This is a genomic window from Methanobrevibacter sp. (assembly GCF_017447225.1).
Taxonomy (GTDB): domain Archaea; phylum Methanobacteriota; class Methanobacteria; order Methanobacteriales; family Methanobacteriaceae; genus Methanocatella.
Genome location: NZ_JAFSNZ010000060.1, coordinates 68,343 through 88,474, shown reverse-complemented (window position 1 = coordinate 88,474; position 20,132 = coordinate 68,343). Strand labels below are relative to the sequence as shown.

At 36.7% G+C, this 20,132-nt stretch carries 8 protein-coding genes; 5 read left to right on the top strand and 3 right to left on the bottom strand.

Translation table 11 applies throughout. From position 1 onward, the window contains the following. Positions 1–39: 39 nt before the first annotated feature. The 3 genes from IJQ68_RS06035 to IJQ68_RS06025 all read left to right on the top strand — a co-directional run bounded on the left by IJQ68_RS06035 (position 40) and on the right by IJQ68_RS06025 (position 7,383). A complete protein-coding gene (locus IJQ68_RS06035; RefSeq protein ID WP_292798232.1) occupies positions 40–4,398 on the top strand; it encodes an S-layer family protein in 4,359 nt (1,452 codons plus the stop codon). Positions 4,399–4,496: 98 nt separating this feature from the next. Further along, positions 4,497–5,882, top strand: a complete 1,386-nt coding sequence (locus IJQ68_RS06030; protein WP_292798229.1) for a Mur ligase family protein — start codon at positions 4,497–4,499, stop codon at positions 5,880–5,882. Next, entirely contained in the window at positions 5,875–7,383 is a 1,509-nt protein-coding gene (locus IJQ68_RS06025) for a Mur ligase family protein (protein ID WP_292798227.1), read from the top strand. Before IJQ68_RS06030 ends, IJQ68_RS06025 begins: the two co-directional genes overlap by 8 nt. On the opposite strand, the gene IJQ68_RS06020 is transcribed toward IJQ68_RS06025, so the two are convergent. Then, the gene (locus IJQ68_RS06020; RefSeq protein ID WP_292798225.1) at positions 7,378–7,779 is read right to left on the bottom strand and encodes a pyridoxamine 5'-phosphate oxidase family protein; all 402 of its coding nucleotides are present in this window, start codon (positions 7,777–7,779) and stop codon (positions 7,378–7,380) included. The two genes, IJQ68_RS06025 and IJQ68_RS06020, sit on opposite strands and share 6 nt — an antisense overlap. 159 nt (positions 7,780–7,938) lie before the next feature. Here IJQ68_RS06020 and IJQ68_RS06015 point away from each other — a divergent pair, with 159 nt between their 5' ends. Together IJQ68_RS06015 and IJQ68_RS06010 are read left to right on the top strand one after the other, a co-directional pair. Then, positions 7,939–10,257, top strand: coding sequence for a DEAD/DEAH box helicase (locus tag IJQ68_RS06015; RefSeq protein ID WP_292798223.1), 2,319 nt, complete (start codon positions 7,939–7,941; stop codon positions 10,255–10,257). A 155-nt stretch (positions 10,258–10,412) separates the two neighbouring features. Then, positions 10,413–17,504, top strand: a complete 7,092-nt coding sequence (locus IJQ68_RS06010; protein ID WP_292798221.1) for a hypothetical protein — start codon at positions 10,413–10,415, stop codon at positions 17,502–17,504. Positions 17,505–17,544: 40 nt separating this feature from the next. Here IJQ68_RS06010 and IJQ68_RS06005 read toward each other — a convergent pair whose 3' ends face one another. Both IJQ68_RS06005 and IJQ68_RS06000 read right to left on the bottom strand, forming a co-directional pair. Next, positions 17,545–18,291 (bottom strand): sugar phosphate isomerase/epimerase, encoded by a 747-nt coding sequence (locus IJQ68_RS06005; RefSeq protein WP_292798219.1) that lies wholly within the window; start codon positions 18,289–18,291, stop codon positions 17,545–17,547. Between the two features lie 5 nt (positions 18,292–18,296). Next, a complete protein-coding gene (locus IJQ68_RS06000; protein ID WP_292798217.1) occupies positions 18,297–20,132 on the bottom strand; it encodes a PINc/VapC family ATPase in 1,836 nt (611 codons plus the stop codon).

The following is a 20,132-nucleotide window of genomic DNA, read 5'->3' as shown; positions in this document are numbered from 1 at the left end:
GATAAGTATTTAACCAGTTCAAATGCTACTAAATTGACTGTGGGTAAAGTATCTACTGAAATTGAGGTTATTGATCAGGGTAATGGTACTGTGGTTGTCGTTATTCCTGGCAATGCTACAGGTAATGTGACTGTTATTGTTGAAAATCAAACGTTCAACGGAACTGTAATTAACGGTACAGCTATTATTAACTTGACTAACGTTACTCCGGGTGTACACAACATTACTGTGATTTATTCTGGTGATGGTAACCATACTAATATCACTGTCAATGGTACTGTTGTCATTCCTAAATTAATTACTCCTATTAAGGTTAATGTTACTGATATTTATGTTGGTGATGTTGCTAGAGTTAATGTGACTGTCCCGGTTAATGCTACTGGCAAGGTTAGGATTGAGATTAACGGTAAGGAGTACTTTGCTGATATTGATGCAGGTGTTGCAAGGTTTGCGATTGAGAACTTGACTGCTGGTATTAAAACGGCTTATGTATCCTATGTTGGTGATGATAACTATACAGGTAATCATACTTCAGGTAATTTCACAGTATTCAAACATATTCCTGTAGTCACGGTCAATACAACTGATATTGTTGTTGGAGATGTTGTTTTAATTAATGTCACTGCTCCTGTAGATGTTACAAGACCAGTCATAGTTAATGTTAATGGTGTTGATTATGCTGTAAACATTACAAATGGCGTTGGCCAATTAACTGTATCCGGATTAAACAGCGGTTCATACAATGTGACTGTCAAATATCTCGGTGATGAAAAATACTTGACTGGAAATAATAATACCACAGTAAATGTGAATAAAGTTCCTTCCAATGTCACTGTTAGTGCTGATAATATTACTGTTGGTGAAAAGGCGGTTATTGAGATTGCTGTTCCTTATGATGCTACAGGTAATGTGACTGTGACTGTTGATGATAAAGATTATAATGTTACTGTTGTTGGCGGTAAAGGAATTCTTGTTGTTCCTGGTCTTAAAGTTGGAAACTACACTGTTGATGTCAAATATCTTGGTGACAGAAAATATGAATCAAATACTAATGCTACTAAATTCAGTGTAAATAAACTTGAAACTAATGAAATCATTGTCGTTGATCAGGGTAACGGCACTGTTGTTGTGGTCATTGGTGGTAATGCTACTGGTAATGTGACTATTGTTGTTGAAAATCAAACGTTTAATGGTACTGTAATTAATGGCACTGCTATTATTAATTTAACTAATGTAACTCCTGGTGAGCATAATATCACGGTAATTTACTCCGGTGATGGAAACCACACTAATATTACTGTTAATGGAACTGTTGTTATTCCTAAGCTTGTTACTCCGATTAAAGTTAATGTGACTGACATTTATGTTGGTGATGTTGAAAGAATTAATGTGACTGTTCCTGTTAACGCTACTGGAAAAGTTAGAATTGAGATTAACGGTAAGGAGTACTTTGCTGATATTGATGCTGGCGTTGCAAGGTTTGCGATTGAAAACTTGACTGCTGGTGTTAAAACTGTTGCTGTAAGTTATCCTGGTGATGATAATTATGTAGCTAACTTTACTACAGGTAACTTCACAGTATTTGCTAATCCTGTTACTCCAGAGATTATTGTCGTTGATCAGGGTAACGGCACTGTTGTTGTGGTCATTGGTGGTAATGCTACTGGTAATGTGACTATTGAGGTTGAAGGTCAGAATTTCACTGGTCCTGTCATTAATGGTACTGCTATTATTGATTTAACTAACGTTACTCCGGGTGAGCACAATATTACTGTAATCTACTCCGGTGATGGAAACCATACCAATGCTACTGTTAATGGTACTGTTGTTATTCCTAAGTTGGATTGTCCTATTAATGTGACTGTTAGTGAGGTTAAAGAGGGTGATGTTGCTGTTGTCATGGTTACTGTTCCGGTTAATGCTACTGGTAATGTTACTGTGATTGTTGATGGTAGGGAGTATCCTGGTGTTATTGTTAATGGTACTGCGGTTGTTTATGTTGAGAATTTGACTGCGGGTCCTAAGTCTGTGATTGTTGAGTATCCTGGTGATGACAACTTTGTTGCTAATCATACTGTCGGTAATTTCACTGTTGATAAGGTGAAAACTACTCCTGAGTTAACTGTTGTTGATTTGGGCAATGGTACTGTTGTTGTGGTCATTGGTGGTAATGCTACTGGTAATGTGACTATTGAAGTTGAAGGTCATAACTTCACCGGTCCGGTTATTAACGGTACTGCTATCATTGATTTAACTAACGTTACTCCGGGTGAGCACAATATCACGGTTATTTACTCTGGTGATGATATTCACACTAATTCAACAGTAAACGGAACTGTATCCGTTCCTAAGCTTACAGCTCCAATCACTGTGGATGTAGAAGATATTTATGTCGGCGATGTTGCAAGAATCAACGTGACAGTTCCATATGATGCAGAAGGCAAAGTCAGAATTGAAATCAACGGTAAGGAATACTTCGCTGACATTAAAAACGGTGTTGCAAGGTTCGAGGTTGAAAACCTGACTGCTGGTGTTAAAACTGTTGCTGTAAGCTATCCTGGTGATGATAAATATGTCAGAAACTTCACAACTGCAAACTTCACTGTATTCAAGCACAATTCAACTGTAAGCGGTGAAATCGAAAGCATCAATGTCGGTGAAAACGTAATCATTAAAGTTAAAGTCCCAACCGATTCAACCGGTCAGGTATTGGTGGATATCGATGGCGTATCACAATATTATGTCAATGTAACAAACGGCGAAGGATTTGTAAGCGTGCCTTACATCCCAAGCGGAAAATACAATGTGAACCTGACTTATATCGGTGACGATAAATACCTTTCAAGCTCCAATATTACATTATTCGATGTTAATAAGGTCAAACCGTTCGTAATACCTATTGCACATGATATTATCGTTGGAGAACTGGAATACATCAAACTTATTGTCCCTACTGATGCTACAGGAAACGTAACTGTTGTAATCGACGGTGAGGAATATGTATTCAACTTAAATGAAGGTGTATTGAGCGCATCATATAATGAGGGTGAAAAATATATCGTTGCTGTAAGCGGAGGAAACGGCGAGCTGGTAATTTCAGGATTGCCTGTCGGAGAATATGTTGTAAGTGTAAGATATAATGGTGATGACAAATACACTTATGCAGTCAACACAACAGTCTTCAAGGTAACCACTAAAAATGTCGAAATTGAAGTGATAGATCAAGGAAACGGAACTGTTGTTGTTATTGTTCCGGATAACGCTACAGGAAATGTTACAATCACTGTTGAAAATCAGACATTCACTGCACCTGTAATCAACGGCACTGCAATTGTTAATTTGACCAATGTAACTCCTGGCGAACACAATATTACTGTAGTTTACTCCGGTGATGAAACTCATAATCCGTCAACTGCAAATGCAACTGTTGACATTCCTAAACTCTATGCTCCAATAAGTGTAACAGCACATGACATTTATGTCGGAGACACTGAAGTCGTCGTTGTGACTGTTCCGGAAGATGCAACAGGTACAGTTACCATTGAAATCAACGGTAAGGAATACTCAGCTCCTGTAGAAAATGGAAAAGCAGTATTTAATGTTGACGGCCTTGCATTTGGAAACAAGACTGTTGCCGTGAAATACAGCGGTGATGATAAGTACAGAGATAACTACACTACAGGCCAGTTTGAAGTAATCAAACGTCCTACAAACATAACCGCAGAAGCTCAGGACATTTATGTCGGCGCTGATGAGATAATTTCAGCTTATGTCCTTCCTAAAGACACAACAGGAAAAGTGCTTGTCAATATCGGTGATGTGGGATACTATGCAACCATTATAGGCGACGGCATTGCTGGTGTAATCATTCCGGAACTTCCAAGCGGCGAATACACAGCTATCGTAACTTATGAGGGTGATGACAAATACCTGCCAAGCACAACAACCGTTAAATTCACTGTAATCAAAAACAAGGCTCCTATCAATGCTGCAGGAGACAAAATCGAAGAAGGTGAACATGCAACTGTTGTCGTAAAGGTTCCTGAAGATGCAACAGGTACTATAACAATCACTGTAGACGGCAAAAAATACACTGAAGAGGTTGAAAACGGTAGGGCAGTATTTGATGTTCCTGGATTAATTAAAGGAGACTGGGATGTAGATGCATCATATTCCGGAGATAAGAAATACGAGGCAAATGATACAATAACAGATATCCTGGTATATCGCAACGATCCTGTTGATAACCGTACTGATAATCACACTGGTGCTCATCATGCATATGCTTTAAGTGAAGGAATAGATTTATCTGCTTATCCTACAGGAAATCCTATTCTTGTATTGTTATTAATATTAATTACAATTGGCGTATCACGCATGAGAAGATTTGAAAAATAATCCTCGTGTTAGCCTAAAATTTCTTTTTTTTTAATTAAACTTATTTATTAAATAAGCTCATATTATTATATGAGATAAATTATAAGGGTTGTTTTTTAATGAATTATTTAGTTGTTGGTGCAGGAAATGCAAGTAGGCCTGTTGCAAGATTGCTTAATCATTTAGGCCATAATGTCATTGTTACGGATTTAAAAGAAATCACTGATTTTAAAGTCGATGTTCAAAGAATTTTAAGTCAGATGGAAAATGAAGGCATAAAATTGGATATGGGCAATAAAAATCCTAATCTGGATGGAATCGAAGCCGTTTATGCTCCACCGACATTGCCAGATTCAGCGCCAATTGCAAAGCTAATCAAAGAATCAGATGTTTATGTACTGACCAATGAAGAGTTCTCAAAAATCGTAAATGATTTGATTCCTGTCGACATTATTGGTATAACGGGCACTATGGGAAAGACAACCACAACTTTCATTACAACCACTCTTTTCAAGCAGGCAGGATATAAGGTATGGTCATGCTCATCTCTGGTCAACAATCTGGTTTCCGAAGCGATTATTGATGGAATCGTTAAGGGCAAGGCTGATGAATGTGATATTGCAATTTTTGAGCTTCCTCATGGAACAATTGGCCTTTTAAACAGTTTGAATATCAAAATTGGGCTTTTGACCAACATTGCCGAAGACCACCTGTCAGAATTCGGAGGCTCCCTTGAAAAGTACCAGCAAAGGAAACTCATCCTTGAAAAGATGTCCGAAACATTCATCGCAAATCACTCTTGTTTCGACATAATAAATACTCAAAGAAACGATGCATTATATTATGCTTTAGATGAAGATGTTGATTTTAAAGGTACCATTGGTGATGAATCCTTGACTGTCCAATATAATAATGATTCTTTTACTACGCCCTTCTACATGATGAGCTACTTTTTTGAAAATTCCGTTGCAGCAAGTGCAGTGGCACTGACATACGGCGTTAAAAAGGAAGATATCATTGATGCATTAACCGCATTTAAGGGATTGCCGGCTCACATGGAAGACGTTGGTGATTACAACGGAAGAAAAGTAATCTTGGACTCAGCATTTTTATATGATGGAATGAAAATAACCTTAGACTACTTTAAAGATGAAAGCGTAGTTCTTTTCCTTGATCATTTTGATACATTATCCGTTCGGGACAAGGCTGAAGTGGGTCAGCTTGTAAGCAATTATGATATAAAGACAGTTATCGCAAGCGGATTTAATGAAGTAACTCAGGACGTTGAAATGGAAGCCGCCCATGAGCTTCTGGATGCAATAACAAATCCTAAAATCAACAAAGTTGCTGTTGAAAATATAGAGATTGCGGCCGCTGAAACGTTCAAATATTCAAAGCCCGGAGACATCATACTGCATATGGGGCCATTGATAGCTTATGACAGACTCACAACCGTTGAAAAAATCATGAAAGGACTTGATGAAGGAAGTAAAAAATATGACTAAAAAAACATTTGGAATAATCGGAGTCTGTGGCGCTAACGGTAATTTAATCGCAAGAATACTTAATGAAAGAGGATACAATGTGATTGGAACAGACCTGTCTTCTGCCGAAAAATGCAGATTCTCAAAATCCCTTGAAGGCTATGACATAGAGCTGTTTTATGGCGAGACTCCCGATGAATTTTTTGAAAAGGCAGATTATATTGTTCCTCCGGCAAGCCTGTCCAAAAAGTCTGCAATCTTTAAAAAGATTGACAAGGCACTCTTTGAATTGGATGATGTCATCGATAACTTTCACACAGAAAAGCCGGTGTTTGGAATAACCGGAACAAACGGAAAGACAACCACCACAACTCTGCTTAAAAAGATAGCATATGACAATGGAATTGAGCCGACAGAGCACAATCTGGAAAAGATGCAGGGAAATGCGGAGTATATTCCGATTTTACAGTCAAGACTGCATGGTGATGTGGCAATTCTTGAAGTCGGAACATTTGGCGTTCCCGGAACCGTAAAAAGGATTGTGGACTGTGCTGAAATCCAAGCTGGATTGATAACAAACATCACTCCTGATCATCTGGATTGTCTTGGAAGCTTTATGGATTATGCCCATGTAAAAGGGGAGTTCATTGAAGAGTTGAACGGCAAAAAACTGATTGTCAACGGACAGGATCCTACAATAATGGGACTTTTAAGGGAATATGAATTCGAAGGAGACCTTATAACATTCGGTATTGACTGGACTCCGGAAAGCGTAAAACCCAAAGAATGTGTCTGCGGACGCGAAATCAATGTGAAGGAAATAATTTCAGGCTGCGGATACTACTTCTGCCAATGTGGAATCACAACACCGCAGGTTGACTATATCGCAACAAATGTAGATTTAAAAAATCGTAAGTTTGATTTGCACACTCCTGAGGAAAAACTTGAAGTTCAAATGGCAATAGACGGTCTTCACAATGTATATAATGTCACAGGAGTTATTATTGCCGCTCATGAGTTTTTAAAATTGCCTTATGATAAAATATTAGAGTCAATCGCCACATTCACTGGTGTTGAGGGAAGGATGGAAAAGGTAGCCGATATTGGCTCAAAAGAGATTTACGTTGACTATGCACATAACCCTGCAGGTGTTCAGACTGTTTTGAATCAGTTTGAAAAACTATTTGGTGAATTTACCTGTGTCATAACGGTATCGTCCGAATCAGGCCATGACGGGGATTGCGAAATATTCAAAAATGCACTGGAATACTCCAAATATATCGTTCCCGCATCTGCCGCATCACAAAGGATAGCTAATGAAATACTGCAGGAAGACTCATCACTGTCTGAGAGGATACTCTTTGACCATGTCGATGACTTTGTAAAAAAAGGAACTCTCGGCGCAAGCTATGATGAGGTTAGGGATGGTATTGAAAAGGCACTGACAACAGATTGTGATTTAATTGTAGCTATCGGAGAAGCCGCAACTAAATTCAAATCCTGTATCAATGAATTTTTATAATTCAAAAGTTTTTGGTGGTTCGCCTGAAAAGTCAGCAATTGTAGCTTTTCCGGAAACGGTGTAGACTTCAAATACTGGATTTTCACCGGTTTCATATAATGCTTTTACAAGCTCATTGGCATCAATTACTTTTTGTTTTAATTCAATGCTGTCGGTGAATTCAGCCTTACCTGCAATTCTTAACCATGCAAATTCTGGAGTTGCAACAGTTATTTCAAGGTTAGGGTTAGCATCCAGTTCTTTAAACATAGGTTTGTTGTTTGCGGTACAGAAGTATGGTTTTCCGTCTTCTTCAAAGTAGAAGAGAATTGGTCTTACTTTTGCGTTCCCGTCTAATCCGCTGGTTGCTAAATATACTAATGGGTTTTCTTTTAAAAATTCTATAACTTCACTCATTTTATCATTCTCCGTATTTTTGTAGTTAATAGTATATTTTAACTTATATAAAGCGTTTTTGTAACTTACAGGTAATTCGGTAACTTTCTGGTAACTGCTTTTTTTACTGTTCAAATGCTCTCACTAATTTTATAAATAGTAATCAACTAAACTTTTATTATGACTACTTACATCAAACATCCACTGATTAAAAAAGATTCTATTGAGTCAAGGCTCTATCAGCAGGTATTGGCTGGGGATGTTTTGAAAAAAGGAAATACGATGGTTGTTGCACCTACTGCTTTAGGTAAGACTATTGTAGCAATTTTAGTCGCAGCGGACAGATTGCAGAAAGTGAAAAACTCCAAAATTCTAATTTTATCTCCGAGCAAACCTCTGGCTATTCAGCATGAGTCAAGTTTCAAGGAGTTTTTAAATCTGCCATGCGCATCCATAACCGGTTCCGTTAAAACTGATGACCGTGTAAAAAGGTGGGAGGAATCCAGAATCATTTCCGCCACTCCTCAAACTGTTGAATCTGATTTGTTGAATGGAAGGTATGATTTAAGTAGTGTTTCATTGATTGTTTTTGATGAATGTCACCATGGTGTTGGTGCATATTCCTATGTTTATCTGGCTTCAAGATATGTCAAGGAGTCCAATTATAACTTGATTTTAGGATTAACTGCTTCACCGGGTTCTGATAAATCAAAAATTAAGGAAGTCTGTGAGAACCTATACATTCAAAATGTTGTGGTTAAAACAGAAAGCGACAGGGATGTAAAGCCATATTTCAATCCGGTAAAGATTGACTGGGCAAGAATTGACATGAGTCCGGAGCTTGAAAAGATTAATAATGCCCTTGAAAAGGCTTTAAAAATCAGATTAAAAACCTTAAAAAATATGGGAATTTTAAAAACAGTGTCTGTCACTAAGGTGGATATCTTAAAGACCCGAGGTCGCATTCAGGGTGAAATTGCAAGAACCACTAACCCTAAAAAGGAATTGTTTCAGGCCATTTCCATTTTAAGTGCTGTTATCAATATTCAGCATGCTCAGGAGCTAGTTGAAACTCAAGGGGTTCATCCTTTTAACAAGTATATTAAGAGATTGCGCAAAAAAACAACCAAGGCATCAAAATCACTGATGAATGATCCTAATTTTTCACGTGCCGTCAGACTTGCACATGATGCTGAAAAAAATGGTTGGGAGCATCCTAAACTGAGGGCTTTAGCTGAAATACTTAAAAAGGAATTGGGTACCGGTGACGGCCAGACTACTCTCAAGACTGCAAGATATGACAATAAACAGGATGACAAAACATCCAAAGTCATAGTATTTACTCAGTTCCGAGACACTCTTGAAATGATTCATGAGAAACTCGAACGTGAAGGAATCAAGTCTGCGAAATTCTTCGGTCAGGCCACTAAAGATGGTGAAAAGGGTCTTACCCAAAAAGAGCAAAAAGAAATTATCAAAGCTTTCAGAATGGGTGAATACGATGTTTTGATATCCACAAGCGTTGCTGAGGAAGGTATTGATATTCCTGCTGTTGATTTGGTTGTATTATATGAGCCGGTTCCTTCTGAAGTCCGTATGATTCAGCGTCGTGGAAGAACCGGGCGTAAGAGAACTGGAAGAGTAAAGGTTTTAATAACTAACGGAACTCGTGATGAGGGTTATTACTGGTCTTCTGTTAGAAAAGAGGACAACATGAAAAATCAGCTCATCGATCCTAAAGTCTTAAAGGAATTGAACGATTCTGCTGTTGCCAGAATGGACAATGAGAAAAAAGTCAAAGTCATTGAAAAGCCTAAGGAGGAAAAATTGCCTCTGGTCTATGCGGATTCCCGTGAGGGAAACTCAAAAGTTATCAGATATCTGTCACAGATGGAAATGGATGTCAAGGTTCATTCGATGGCTGTTGCAGATTATCAGGTAAGCGATGAAGTGGCTATTGAAAGAAAGACAGCAAAGGATTTTGTAAGTTCCATGATTGACAAACGCTTATTTAAGCAGGCTCGTGAACTGTCTGAAGAGTTCAAAAGGCCTCTGATGATTCTTGAAGGGGATGATTTGTATTCAGGTATGGTCAATCCGAATGCAATCAGAGGAACCATTGCTTCAATAGCGCTTGACTTTGGTATCAGCATTATTCCAACTCGTGATGCTCAGGATACTGCTGCTATGATTAAAAGAATTGCTATAAGAGAGCAAAGCGGTGAAAAGACCAATATTCAGATAAGAACTGATAAAAAACCGGCTAGTTTGTGGGAGCAGCAACTGTTCATTGTTGAGTCTCTGCCGGCAATAGGTCCGGTCAACGCCAAAAATCTGCTGGAGCACTTCGGCTCTGTGGCTAATGTTTTCAATGCTTCCGAAAGTGAGCTTATGGAAGTGGAAGGTATTGGTAAAATTACGGCCCAAAACATAAGAAAAGTCATTGAATCCAAATATTTATATTTCAAAAAGGAAATTAAAGAGAAAAAACTTCTTTAAATAAACTTATTTTTACTTACTTATCAAATATAATTGATTATTTTTCATTTTTCGTAATATTTAATTAATAATAAGTACATAATATTTGTCATATGAAAATTTTATATTAAGTTTTTATATTATTTATATCCAATTAATTTAGGAGAAAATGTATTATGAAATATAGATATTTATCCGTATTTTTATTAATATTGTTACTGTCTCTCGGTGCAGTAAGCGCACAGGATATTACAGCATCTGATGACAGTATCGCTCTCGTACAAGATAACGAGATTTTATCCGCTTCGGAATACATTATTGATGATAGCAACTATGATTCCTATTTCGATAATGAAACCGGAGCAATTCTCGAAAATTCTAACATTTCTGATGGAGATACAATCAAGCTTGGAAATGTTAGTGATAAAGAATTTGTAATCGATAAACTTTTAACAATCACTTCTAACTCATCCAGTGATGTATTAACTAATGTATCATTCTATTTTAATTCAGGAAGTGATAATTCTACAATAAGCAATTTAAATTTTATTTCTTATGACGCTCAAACAAGCACTATTTCAATTGATAATGCTTCTAACATAGCAATATGTGAGAATTTATTTGACATTGAAGGTGCTGAAAATGCAGGTGACATTTTTGCAATTTTCGCAATTTATGCAGATAACTTAAATGTTCAGGCTAACGTTATTTCATACACTGGTAAGACCAATGGTACTGCTTTTAACTTTGCCATTTATGTTTTAGGTTCTGAAGATGTTGAAGTTAAAGAAAATGTTGTTGAAATCGAAATTCCTGCAGGTGATCTTGATTGGGCAACCGGTTTCGGTACTAGTGAAGGTATTGTCTTTGCTGCTTGTGATAACTTAGCATTCACTGACAATAACATTACTTTAATTACCAATGAGTCTGTTGGTTTTTATCCTACTGTTTATGTAGTTCATGCAGCTAATTCCGATAATGTTGCTGTTGAAGGCAATAAAATTGAAGCTTTAAGCGAAATCGACTATCTTTACGGTATTAAAGTCGATGGTGATAATTTCAGTGTATCTGACAATGTAATTAATGTTGGCAGTACTGCGAATTATGCTTGCGGTGTTGAAATCGGTAATCCTTCCTCTGGTGTAGTTGACGGTAACAATATTTCTGTTATTGCTCCTGCTTCAGCTTATGCTGTTTATGCGGCTGATTGGTATGGTGCAGGCTGTTCAGTAAACATTTCCAACAACATAATTGAAGGTCTTGCTAACACTTTCTTCGGTGTTTCATTATTCGGTGTAAATGAAGCTGTAGTTGAAGGAAATAGCATCGAAGCTATCGGTAATTATACTACTGGTGTTGCTTCCAATGCTAAAGTCTTAACAGTCAACGACAATGTATTTACCTTAAACGGTTCCAATGTCGGAACTCCTTTAGGATATGATTCTTTAGGTGTTGACAGTGTTGCAATCAGTGCAATGAACGGTAAAGTAGCTATCGCATACAATGACATAACTTCCACCGGAAAAGGTTTAGTCGTTATAGGATCCAACTTAACTGCTGAAAGAAACACTATAAATGTAAATGACACTGGTTTAGCTGATTCCTATGCAGTTTACCTTGCAAATGATACTGATGTATTATTCATGAATAATGGAATTAATTATGTTGGTATAACCGACGGTACATTCATCAATAATGCAATGTATGCAGAAAACTCTACTATTGATTCAATTTCAGAAAACACCTTTGAAATTGCTATTCCTTCCGTAGATGTTGTATGGAAAGAAATCCCAGCCACATCAGGTAACTGGGTAAGCTTCCCTGCTTCTGAAGGTATCGTATTAAAAGATAACACTGATTTAGTATTCTCTGATAATACTGTCAATCTTAATGCTACTGATGTCATCACAGCTTATGGTTATGATACTATTTATGTTATTGATTCTGATAATGATAATGCGGTTTTAGACAATAATTTTATTTCTGCAATCGGTAAAGATTACATTTATGGTATTATTGTTTCAGGTGAAGACTTTACTATTTCAAATAATGAAATTCAAGTAGAATCTGAGTCATATTATGCTAACGGTATTGATGTTGAAGGTCCTGCTTCTGGTGTTGTTTCAAACAATTCAATTGTTCTTTTATCTCCTACTGCCGCTTATGGTATTTATGCTGCTATGTCCAATGGTAATGTTACTATGGAGTATACTAATAATACTATTTTAGCAGAAGCTTATGCAGTATTTGGTATGGAATTAGGTGGAATTGAAGCTACTGTCGATTATAACACTATCACATTAGAAGGTAATTATACCACAGGTATTGCGGCTAATCTCGATTCATTAACCATTAATGATAATAATATTATAGTTGATGGTTCCAATGTTGGTAATGAATATGTATGGGATGGCTTCGGTGTTGAGACTGTTGCAATCAAAGCAATCAATGGTCAAGTCTTCTTGGCATATAATAATATAACTTCCACTGGAAAAGGTTTATTTGTTACAAAATCCAATTTAACTGCTGGAAGAAACATTATTACTGTAAATGATAATGGTTTAGCTGATTCCTACGGAATTTATCTTTTCAATGATGTTGATGTATTATTCATGAACAACGTAATTTATTTCACAGGTAAAACCAATGGTACAACCATCAATAATGCAATGTATGCAGAAAACTCTACAGTCGATTCCATATCAGAAAACTACTTTGAAATTCATATTCCTTCCGTTGATGTTCCATGGAAAGAAATTCCGGCTACATCCGGTAACTGGGTAAGCTTCCCTGTTTCTGAAGGTATTGTATTAAAAGATAATGCTGATTTAGTATTCTCTGATAATATTGTCAATCTTAATGCTACTGATGTAATCACACTTTATGGTTATGATACTATTTATGTTGTTGATGTGGACAGTGACAATGCAGTAATTGAAAATAATATAATTAGTGCTTTTGGTCAGGACTATATTTACGGTCTTATAATTTCTGGTGAGAATTTCACAGTCAGTGATAATGATTTCGGAATCGATGCTACTTATTATTCTTGTGGTATTGATGTTGAAGGTCCTGCTTCAGGTATTGTTAATGATAATTTCCTGATAATTTATTCACCAACTGTGGCTTATCCTGTTTATGCTGCAATGTCCAATGGTAATGTTAGTGTTGAATATTTAAACAATGCGATTCAGGGTATTGCATATGCTGTTTGGGGTATGGAACTAGGTGGTATTGACGTTGTTGCTGATGGAAATCATATCATGCTTGATGGTAATTATACCACAGGTATTGCTGTCAGGGTAAGTGGTAGTGCTGATATTACAAACAATGAAATAACTTTGGATGCTTCAAACATTGGAAATATGTCTATCTGGGATGGATTTGGAGTAGAAACCGTTGGTATTCATGCATTATTAGGTGATTTATCTGCTAAATATAATGTTATAACAACCACAGGAAATTACACTGTAAACACTGCTGCTGAAGGTGAAGTAACTGATAACTATCTTGTTGCTGCGGAATTGATCGGTGATGAGAGTGTAAATGCAAACAATGCTACTTTGGTTGAAAACAACATCCCTATGGCAAATGCAACAAACTATAACTTAACCAACGACACATTCTTCTTGTTCTTCAATGAAAACGGATTCATAAGGGAAAACATCACTTCAGAATCATTAACATTCATAGGTGATTTCTCAAATCTCCCTCCATGGATAATCATTGACAGGCCTGTTAAGTTATTAAGCGACAATGCAGTTTTAAGCGACATGTCATTCAACATCATGTCCGACAATGTCACTGTTGACGGATTCATGTTTGTAAGCGAAACATTATCTGAAATAATTCATGTTGAAGATGCTGCAAATGTTTCAATCATCAACAACAACATCATTGTTGACGGTGTGGCAGATGACAATAACAAAGTAATCAGCATTATAATGTCCGATGATGTTTTAATTGATAATAACAACATTACATTCGGTGTTGAAACCAATGAAACCTTCCAAAATATAGCTATTCATGCTGCAGGATCTGATAATTTAGTAATTACCAGAAATACTGTGGCTGCATTATTACCTGCCCGTTCCATCGACTGGGGTACAGGAATGGTTTACTCTCAGGGTGTTTTCTTGGACGGCTGTGACAATGCGGTATTATACGAAAACATTATCGGTGTCAAATCCAATGACCAAATCAGTACTTATGACACTATCTATGCAGTTAACATCAAAGGGGACAATGCAACCCTCGTTGAAAATCAAATAGGTGTTATTGAAGCTCCTTATGGATATGCTCTCGTTTTATCCGGTGAAAACTTTGATATTTCCAATAACATGATTGTTGCTGTTCAAAACGGTACTTATGCATGTGCTGTTGAAATTGACGGTGCTTCCGATGGTCTTATTGAAGGTAATTTAATTTACGCAGTCGCTGATGTGTCTGCTTATGGTATTTACACTGCTAACTGGGCTGGTGATGTAAAAGCAAACATTACTGATAACATGATTTTAGTTAATTCCAACTCAGCATTTGCAATGTCCTTATCAGGCAGTGAAATCTCTGCTGAAAATAATGCTATCATTGTTCAAGGTAACTATACTACAGGTATTGTTACTGCTGCTAATGACACTGTAATTAACAACAATACAATCATTGCTAACGGTTCCAATGTAGGTACTCCTTTAGGTTACGACATGATGGGTGTTCAGACTATTGGTGTTAAAGTTATAGGCATAGATGCAACTGTAACAAACAACAACATCACTTCAAACTCCAAATATGCTGTTGAAGTCCAAAAGGACGGTACTGTAACTGACAATGAACTTTATGCTGAAGTATTGACTGGTGATTTTGCAGTTGATTATGCTCAAGACGGTGGTGTTTTAGTTGCTAACAACACTCCTGAAATGGAATTGGATTATAAATTAACAAATGACACATTCTACATTTACTTTGATGATGACGGTGTTTTAAGAGAACAAATCACTGGAGACAATTTAACATTCATCGGCGAATTCTCCAATTTGGTACCAACTATTACTATTAATAAGCCAATTACCTTATTAAGTGATAATGCTACCTTAGACAGTATTGCTATGAGTATTGTAGCTGATAATGTCACTGTTGACGGATTTAACTTCATCGGAAAATCCAAGTTAGGTGTTTATGAATTTGATAACATTCAGATTATTAACAACAACTTCGATATTGAAGGTGCAAATGACACTGATAATTTCGCTGTTGAAATTGTTCTTTCAGATAATACTGTAATTGACAACAATACAATTGTTTACAGTGTTGAAACCGACGGAACATTTATTAATTATGTTATTTATGCTGAAGGCTGTGATAATTTAACTATTTCAAATAATGATATTGCAGCTGATCTTCCTGCACGTTCCATTAACTGGACTACAAACACTGTTTATTCAGAAGGTGTTTCATTATTTGATTGTGACAATGCTGTTTTAGAAAATAATACTATTGATGTAAACGCTAACGACCAAATGAGTACTTATGACACTGTTTATGCAGTAAACATCAGAGGAAACAATGCACTTGTCACTGACAACCTTATTGCTATGGAAGGTGCTCCATATGGCTATGGACTTGTTATCACGGGTGAATATTTCGAAATTGATGACAATATAATTGCTGCTGAAAATGATGCTTACTCATGCGGTATCGATGTTGAAAGTAACTCAAACGGTATCATTGCTGGAAACATAATTGCTGTTAACGGCACTTCCGCTTACGGTATTTACACCGCTAATTGGGCTGGTGATGTCAAAGCAGAAATTGTCGACAATGCTATTGCCGCTGAAGGTAATACTGTATTTGGAATGTCCTTATCAGGAAGTGAAGCTATAGTTGGAAACAACTTAATTGTATTGAACGGTAACTACACAACAGGTATCGCATCTGCAATTGCTAATATTACAATTGAAGAAAATACAATCAATGCTACCGGATCCAATGAAGGTACTCCTGCAGGTTATGACTCAATGGGTATTGAAACAACCGGTGTTCACATTGTAAGTGGTAATGCTACTGTAACCAACAACAATATTACCACCACTGGTGAATTTGCTGTTGATGCAAAAGGAACAGGCTCCGTAACAGATAACTATCTTGTTGCTGCCGCTTATACCGGTGACGCTGCTGTTGACAATATTGCAGGAAACACACTTGTTGTTAATAACACTCCTGCAATGCAAAGAGTCATCATCCAGGCTGAAGATGTCGTAATGTATTATAAAAACGGTACTAGATATGTATTGAAAGTAACTGACATGAATGGTAATCCTTTAGCTAATGAAAACGTAACTCTTACAATCAACGGCGCAACATACGGTAGAACCACTGATGAGAACGGTACTGCTTCAATTGCTATTAACTTAAGCCCTGGTAATTACTCAGCTTCTGTATCATATGTAGGTACTGGAAACTGTACTAATTCCTCTATTGAAAACAGCATTACTGTTTTATCTACTATCTATGGTGAGAATTTAGTAAAAATGTTTAGAAATGCATCACAATACTATGCAACTTTCCTCGATGGTCAGGGCAACCCGTTAGCTAACGGTACTGAAGTAACATTCAACATCAATGGTGTTATGTACAAACGTCTAACCAATGAAAACGGTACTGCCAGATTAAATATTAATTTAGCTGCTGGAACTTACATTTTAACTGCTATTCATCCGGTTAACGGTCAGCAATATTCAAACAATATTACTGTAATATCCAATATTGCAAACAACACTGATTTGGTAAAATACTATAAAAACGCTTCCCAATATGTTGTCACTGTAATAGGTGCTGACGGTAAAGTTGTTGGAGCTGGTGAAAATGTCACATTCAACATTAATGGTGTAATGTACACTCGTCAGACCAACGAATCAGGACAAGCTAAATTGAATATTAATTTAGGACCGGGTAATTACACTATTACTGCAATGTATGGAGAATGTATGGCATCTAACAATATTGAAGTATTACCTATTTTATATGCTAAAGACTTAGTCAAAAAATACGGTACTTCCGATCAGTTCAGAGCTTTATTATTAGATGGTCAAGGTAAACCTTTCGCTGGTGAAAACATTACCTTCAACATTAACGGTGTATTCTATCAAAGAACCACTGATAGTGACGGTTATGCTGCATTGAACATTAAATTGGGTGCTGCTGTAGATGAGTACATTATCACATCAAGTTATAACGGTACATCCATTTCAAACAAAATTATTGTTGAACCTTAAGAGGTAATTTTACCTCTTAAAATTTTTATTTTTTTTAAAATCAGAAATTGTTTTTCAGATATTCAAGACTTTTTTTAATGGAATCCTTATCATTTACTTCAATCATGTAGATGCCATCATAATTTTTTTTCTCAAAAGTACCTATGATGTCTTTTAATTGAATATTGCCCTCACCAAGTGCCAGGTGTGAGTCATCATCACCCATATTATCATGGGCATGTATGTGTTTAATTGAATCAAAATACATCTCGTCAGGAGATATTCCTGAATGGTGTGCATGACCAATGTCAAAGGTCATTCCCATGTTGAATTCTTCGAGAGTTTTGTTTAGTTTTGACATGTTCTGATAAATCATGTTTTCAAATGCGGGCATATTTTCGATTGTGGTGTTGACGCCCAAATCTTCGCTGTATTGTCCAAGCTCTTTTATTGAATTATTGGATACTTTGTAAATCTCTTCAGGCATTTCCCTTGCAAGGAATGGAATCAATCCCGGATGGACAACAACGGCTTTGGCATCAATTTCATTTGCCAAATCGATGGAATCCCTAATCTGCTCCATTGATGCAGCCCTGCTTTTGGAACCTAAAGCAGCAATATTGACATCCATAAAAGGGGCATGAATTGTGTATTTTAAATTATAACTATTTAAAACGTCCAAATCAAAGGTTTCAGTAGGATATTGATGCAATAATTCCGCATATTCAATTCCTAAACCTTCTATAAATTCCAAACTACTGTTTAAACTATCATTAAATGTTGCTAATGTTGATGCTCCAATTTTCATTTTAATCACTTTTTAACAGCGCTGATTTCCAAACCCATTTCAATGGCTTCAATAATAAAATCAGATAATTCAATGCCGTTTTTTATTCTTATTTCTCCTTTTTTGGAGGTTGTTGCAGTGAGCAGATATTCTCCTCCAATCAGTATGTCGAAATTGGATCTTCCGTTTTCACGGCCTAGTTCCAATATTAACTGTTTTTTGGTATGGGTAATGTCAATTTCAAAAGGATCTCTTTTGTATTTGTCTTCTATAACTTCAACTCCTAGAGAAATTCCAATTTTTTCTTCGATTTCAGCTATTCTTTTACCGTTTTTACCGATAACTTTTGGAACCAGGTCATCCGGAATGTAGATGTTTGCTCGCTCAGGAGATACCACCTCAACATCCACTTTTGCTTTTTTAGGCAGTATTCTCTTGATTTGTCTTAAAATCTCTTTTTCAGCAATAATATCAACAGATGATTTGGAATTGCTGTTTGATGGATTGTTGACCAAATCCAAATCCATAACAATGGTCTGTTCACCGTAAGTGTAAATTTCGTTTTTAAGCTCGCCGGTTTCAAAGTCACGAACCTCAATGACAGGTCTTGCAAGGTCAGCCTCTTTCATTCCGCTTGGAACCTTAACGGTCATCTTTGTTTCATAAACGCTTTTGACTTCTCCATTTTCAATATAAATACTTGTATCGACAATTGATGGGATAACACCGAGTTCCACTCTGGAAGCTATTCTTTGAATTGCATCAATTGGTCTTGTGGCATGAACAACTCCAATCATTCCAACTCCGGCCAGACGCATGTCTGCAAAGATATTGAAGTCATGATTTTTCCTTAACTCATCGTAAATTGTGTAATCCGGTCTCACCAAAAGCAATACGTCTGCAGTATTTTCCATACTTCCTTCCAAAGGAGCATATTGGGTTATTTCATCAGGTAATTGCAAGTCTCTTGGAGATTCCATGGTCTTTACAATTTTATTCAGTTCTCCGGAATAATATTTTGCTATTGCCTGTACAAAAGTGGATTTACCAGCACCTGGAGAGCCTGAAATCAGGATTCCCTCTGCATTGTTGTTAATACGGTCCATTAATTTTGAGCTTAAGCGGTATTCATCCAAATCAATGTTTGCAACAGGTCTTACTGCAGTTATTTCAATTGCTTCAGAAAAAGGAGGTCTGGCTATTGAAATCCTGTATTCTCTTGACTGAACGACAATTGAGCCTTCCTTTACAGATTCCATGTAAGTTTTAGCATCGCTTCTTGCTTTGTCAATGATTTCATCGATAATTTCCTGAAGTTTAACATGATTATATGCTTCATCAGATAATCTAACAAAGTCGATGTGTCCTGGCTTTCCTTTTTTAGCCATCGGGACAACATTTTCCTTTAAATGAACGGACATCGTTGTTTCATCGAAAAACTTTGCGATGGACAATTCTTTTTCAACATATTCCTGTTTATAATAATAAACCGGAATTCCCTGTGCTTTGGCGGTTTCTGCCTGTACTTTGTCATTGGTGAGTAATGTTCCGAATTCTGATCTTGCCAAATCTCTTATTAAGGCATCGATTTCTCCACTTTTAGCATATTTTATATCATAATTGGTAGGACGTCTGCCTTTAAAGGATATTGCAAGCTCTCCTTCATATTGTAAATCTTGCAAGTGCTGCAGTTCATTCAATCCATTAATTCCTTCACGCCTGTTAGCATTTGCCTGATGTTCAAGTTCACAAACAACAGCTTCAGGAACGATTATTTCAGGATAATCCAAATCTTCTTCTTCCAAAAGTTTGCTAACGGCTCCAATAATCACAGCACTTGTATCTAGAATTATTGTTTTCAT

Coding starts and splice junctions, on each gene's coding strand:
- IJQ68_RS06030 (WP_292798229.1), top strand. CDS start 4,497: ATGAATTATTTAGTTGTTGGTGCAGGAAATGCAAGTAGGCCTGTTGCA.
- IJQ68_RS06025 (WP_292798227.1), top strand. CDS start 5,875: ATGACTAAAAAAACATTTGGAATAATCGGAGTCTGTGGCGCTAACGGT.
- IJQ68_RS06020 (WP_292798225.1), bottom strand. CDS start 7,779: ATGAGTGAAGTTATAGAATTTTTAAAAGAAAACCCATTAGTATATTTA.
- IJQ68_RS06015 (WP_292798223.1), top strand. CDS start 7,939: ATGACTACTTACATCAAACATCCACTGATTAAAAAAGATTCTATTGAG.
- IJQ68_RS06010 (WP_292798221.1), top strand. CDS start 10,413: ATGAAATATAGATATTTATCCGTATTTTTATTAATATTGTTACTGTCT.
- IJQ68_RS06005 (WP_292798219.1), bottom strand. CDS start 18,291: ATGAAAATTGGAGCATCAACATTAGCAACATTTAATGATAGTTTAAAC.
- IJQ68_RS06000 (WP_292798217.1), bottom strand. CDS start 20,132: ATGAAAACAATAATTCTAGATACAAGTGCTGTGATTATTGGAGCCGTT.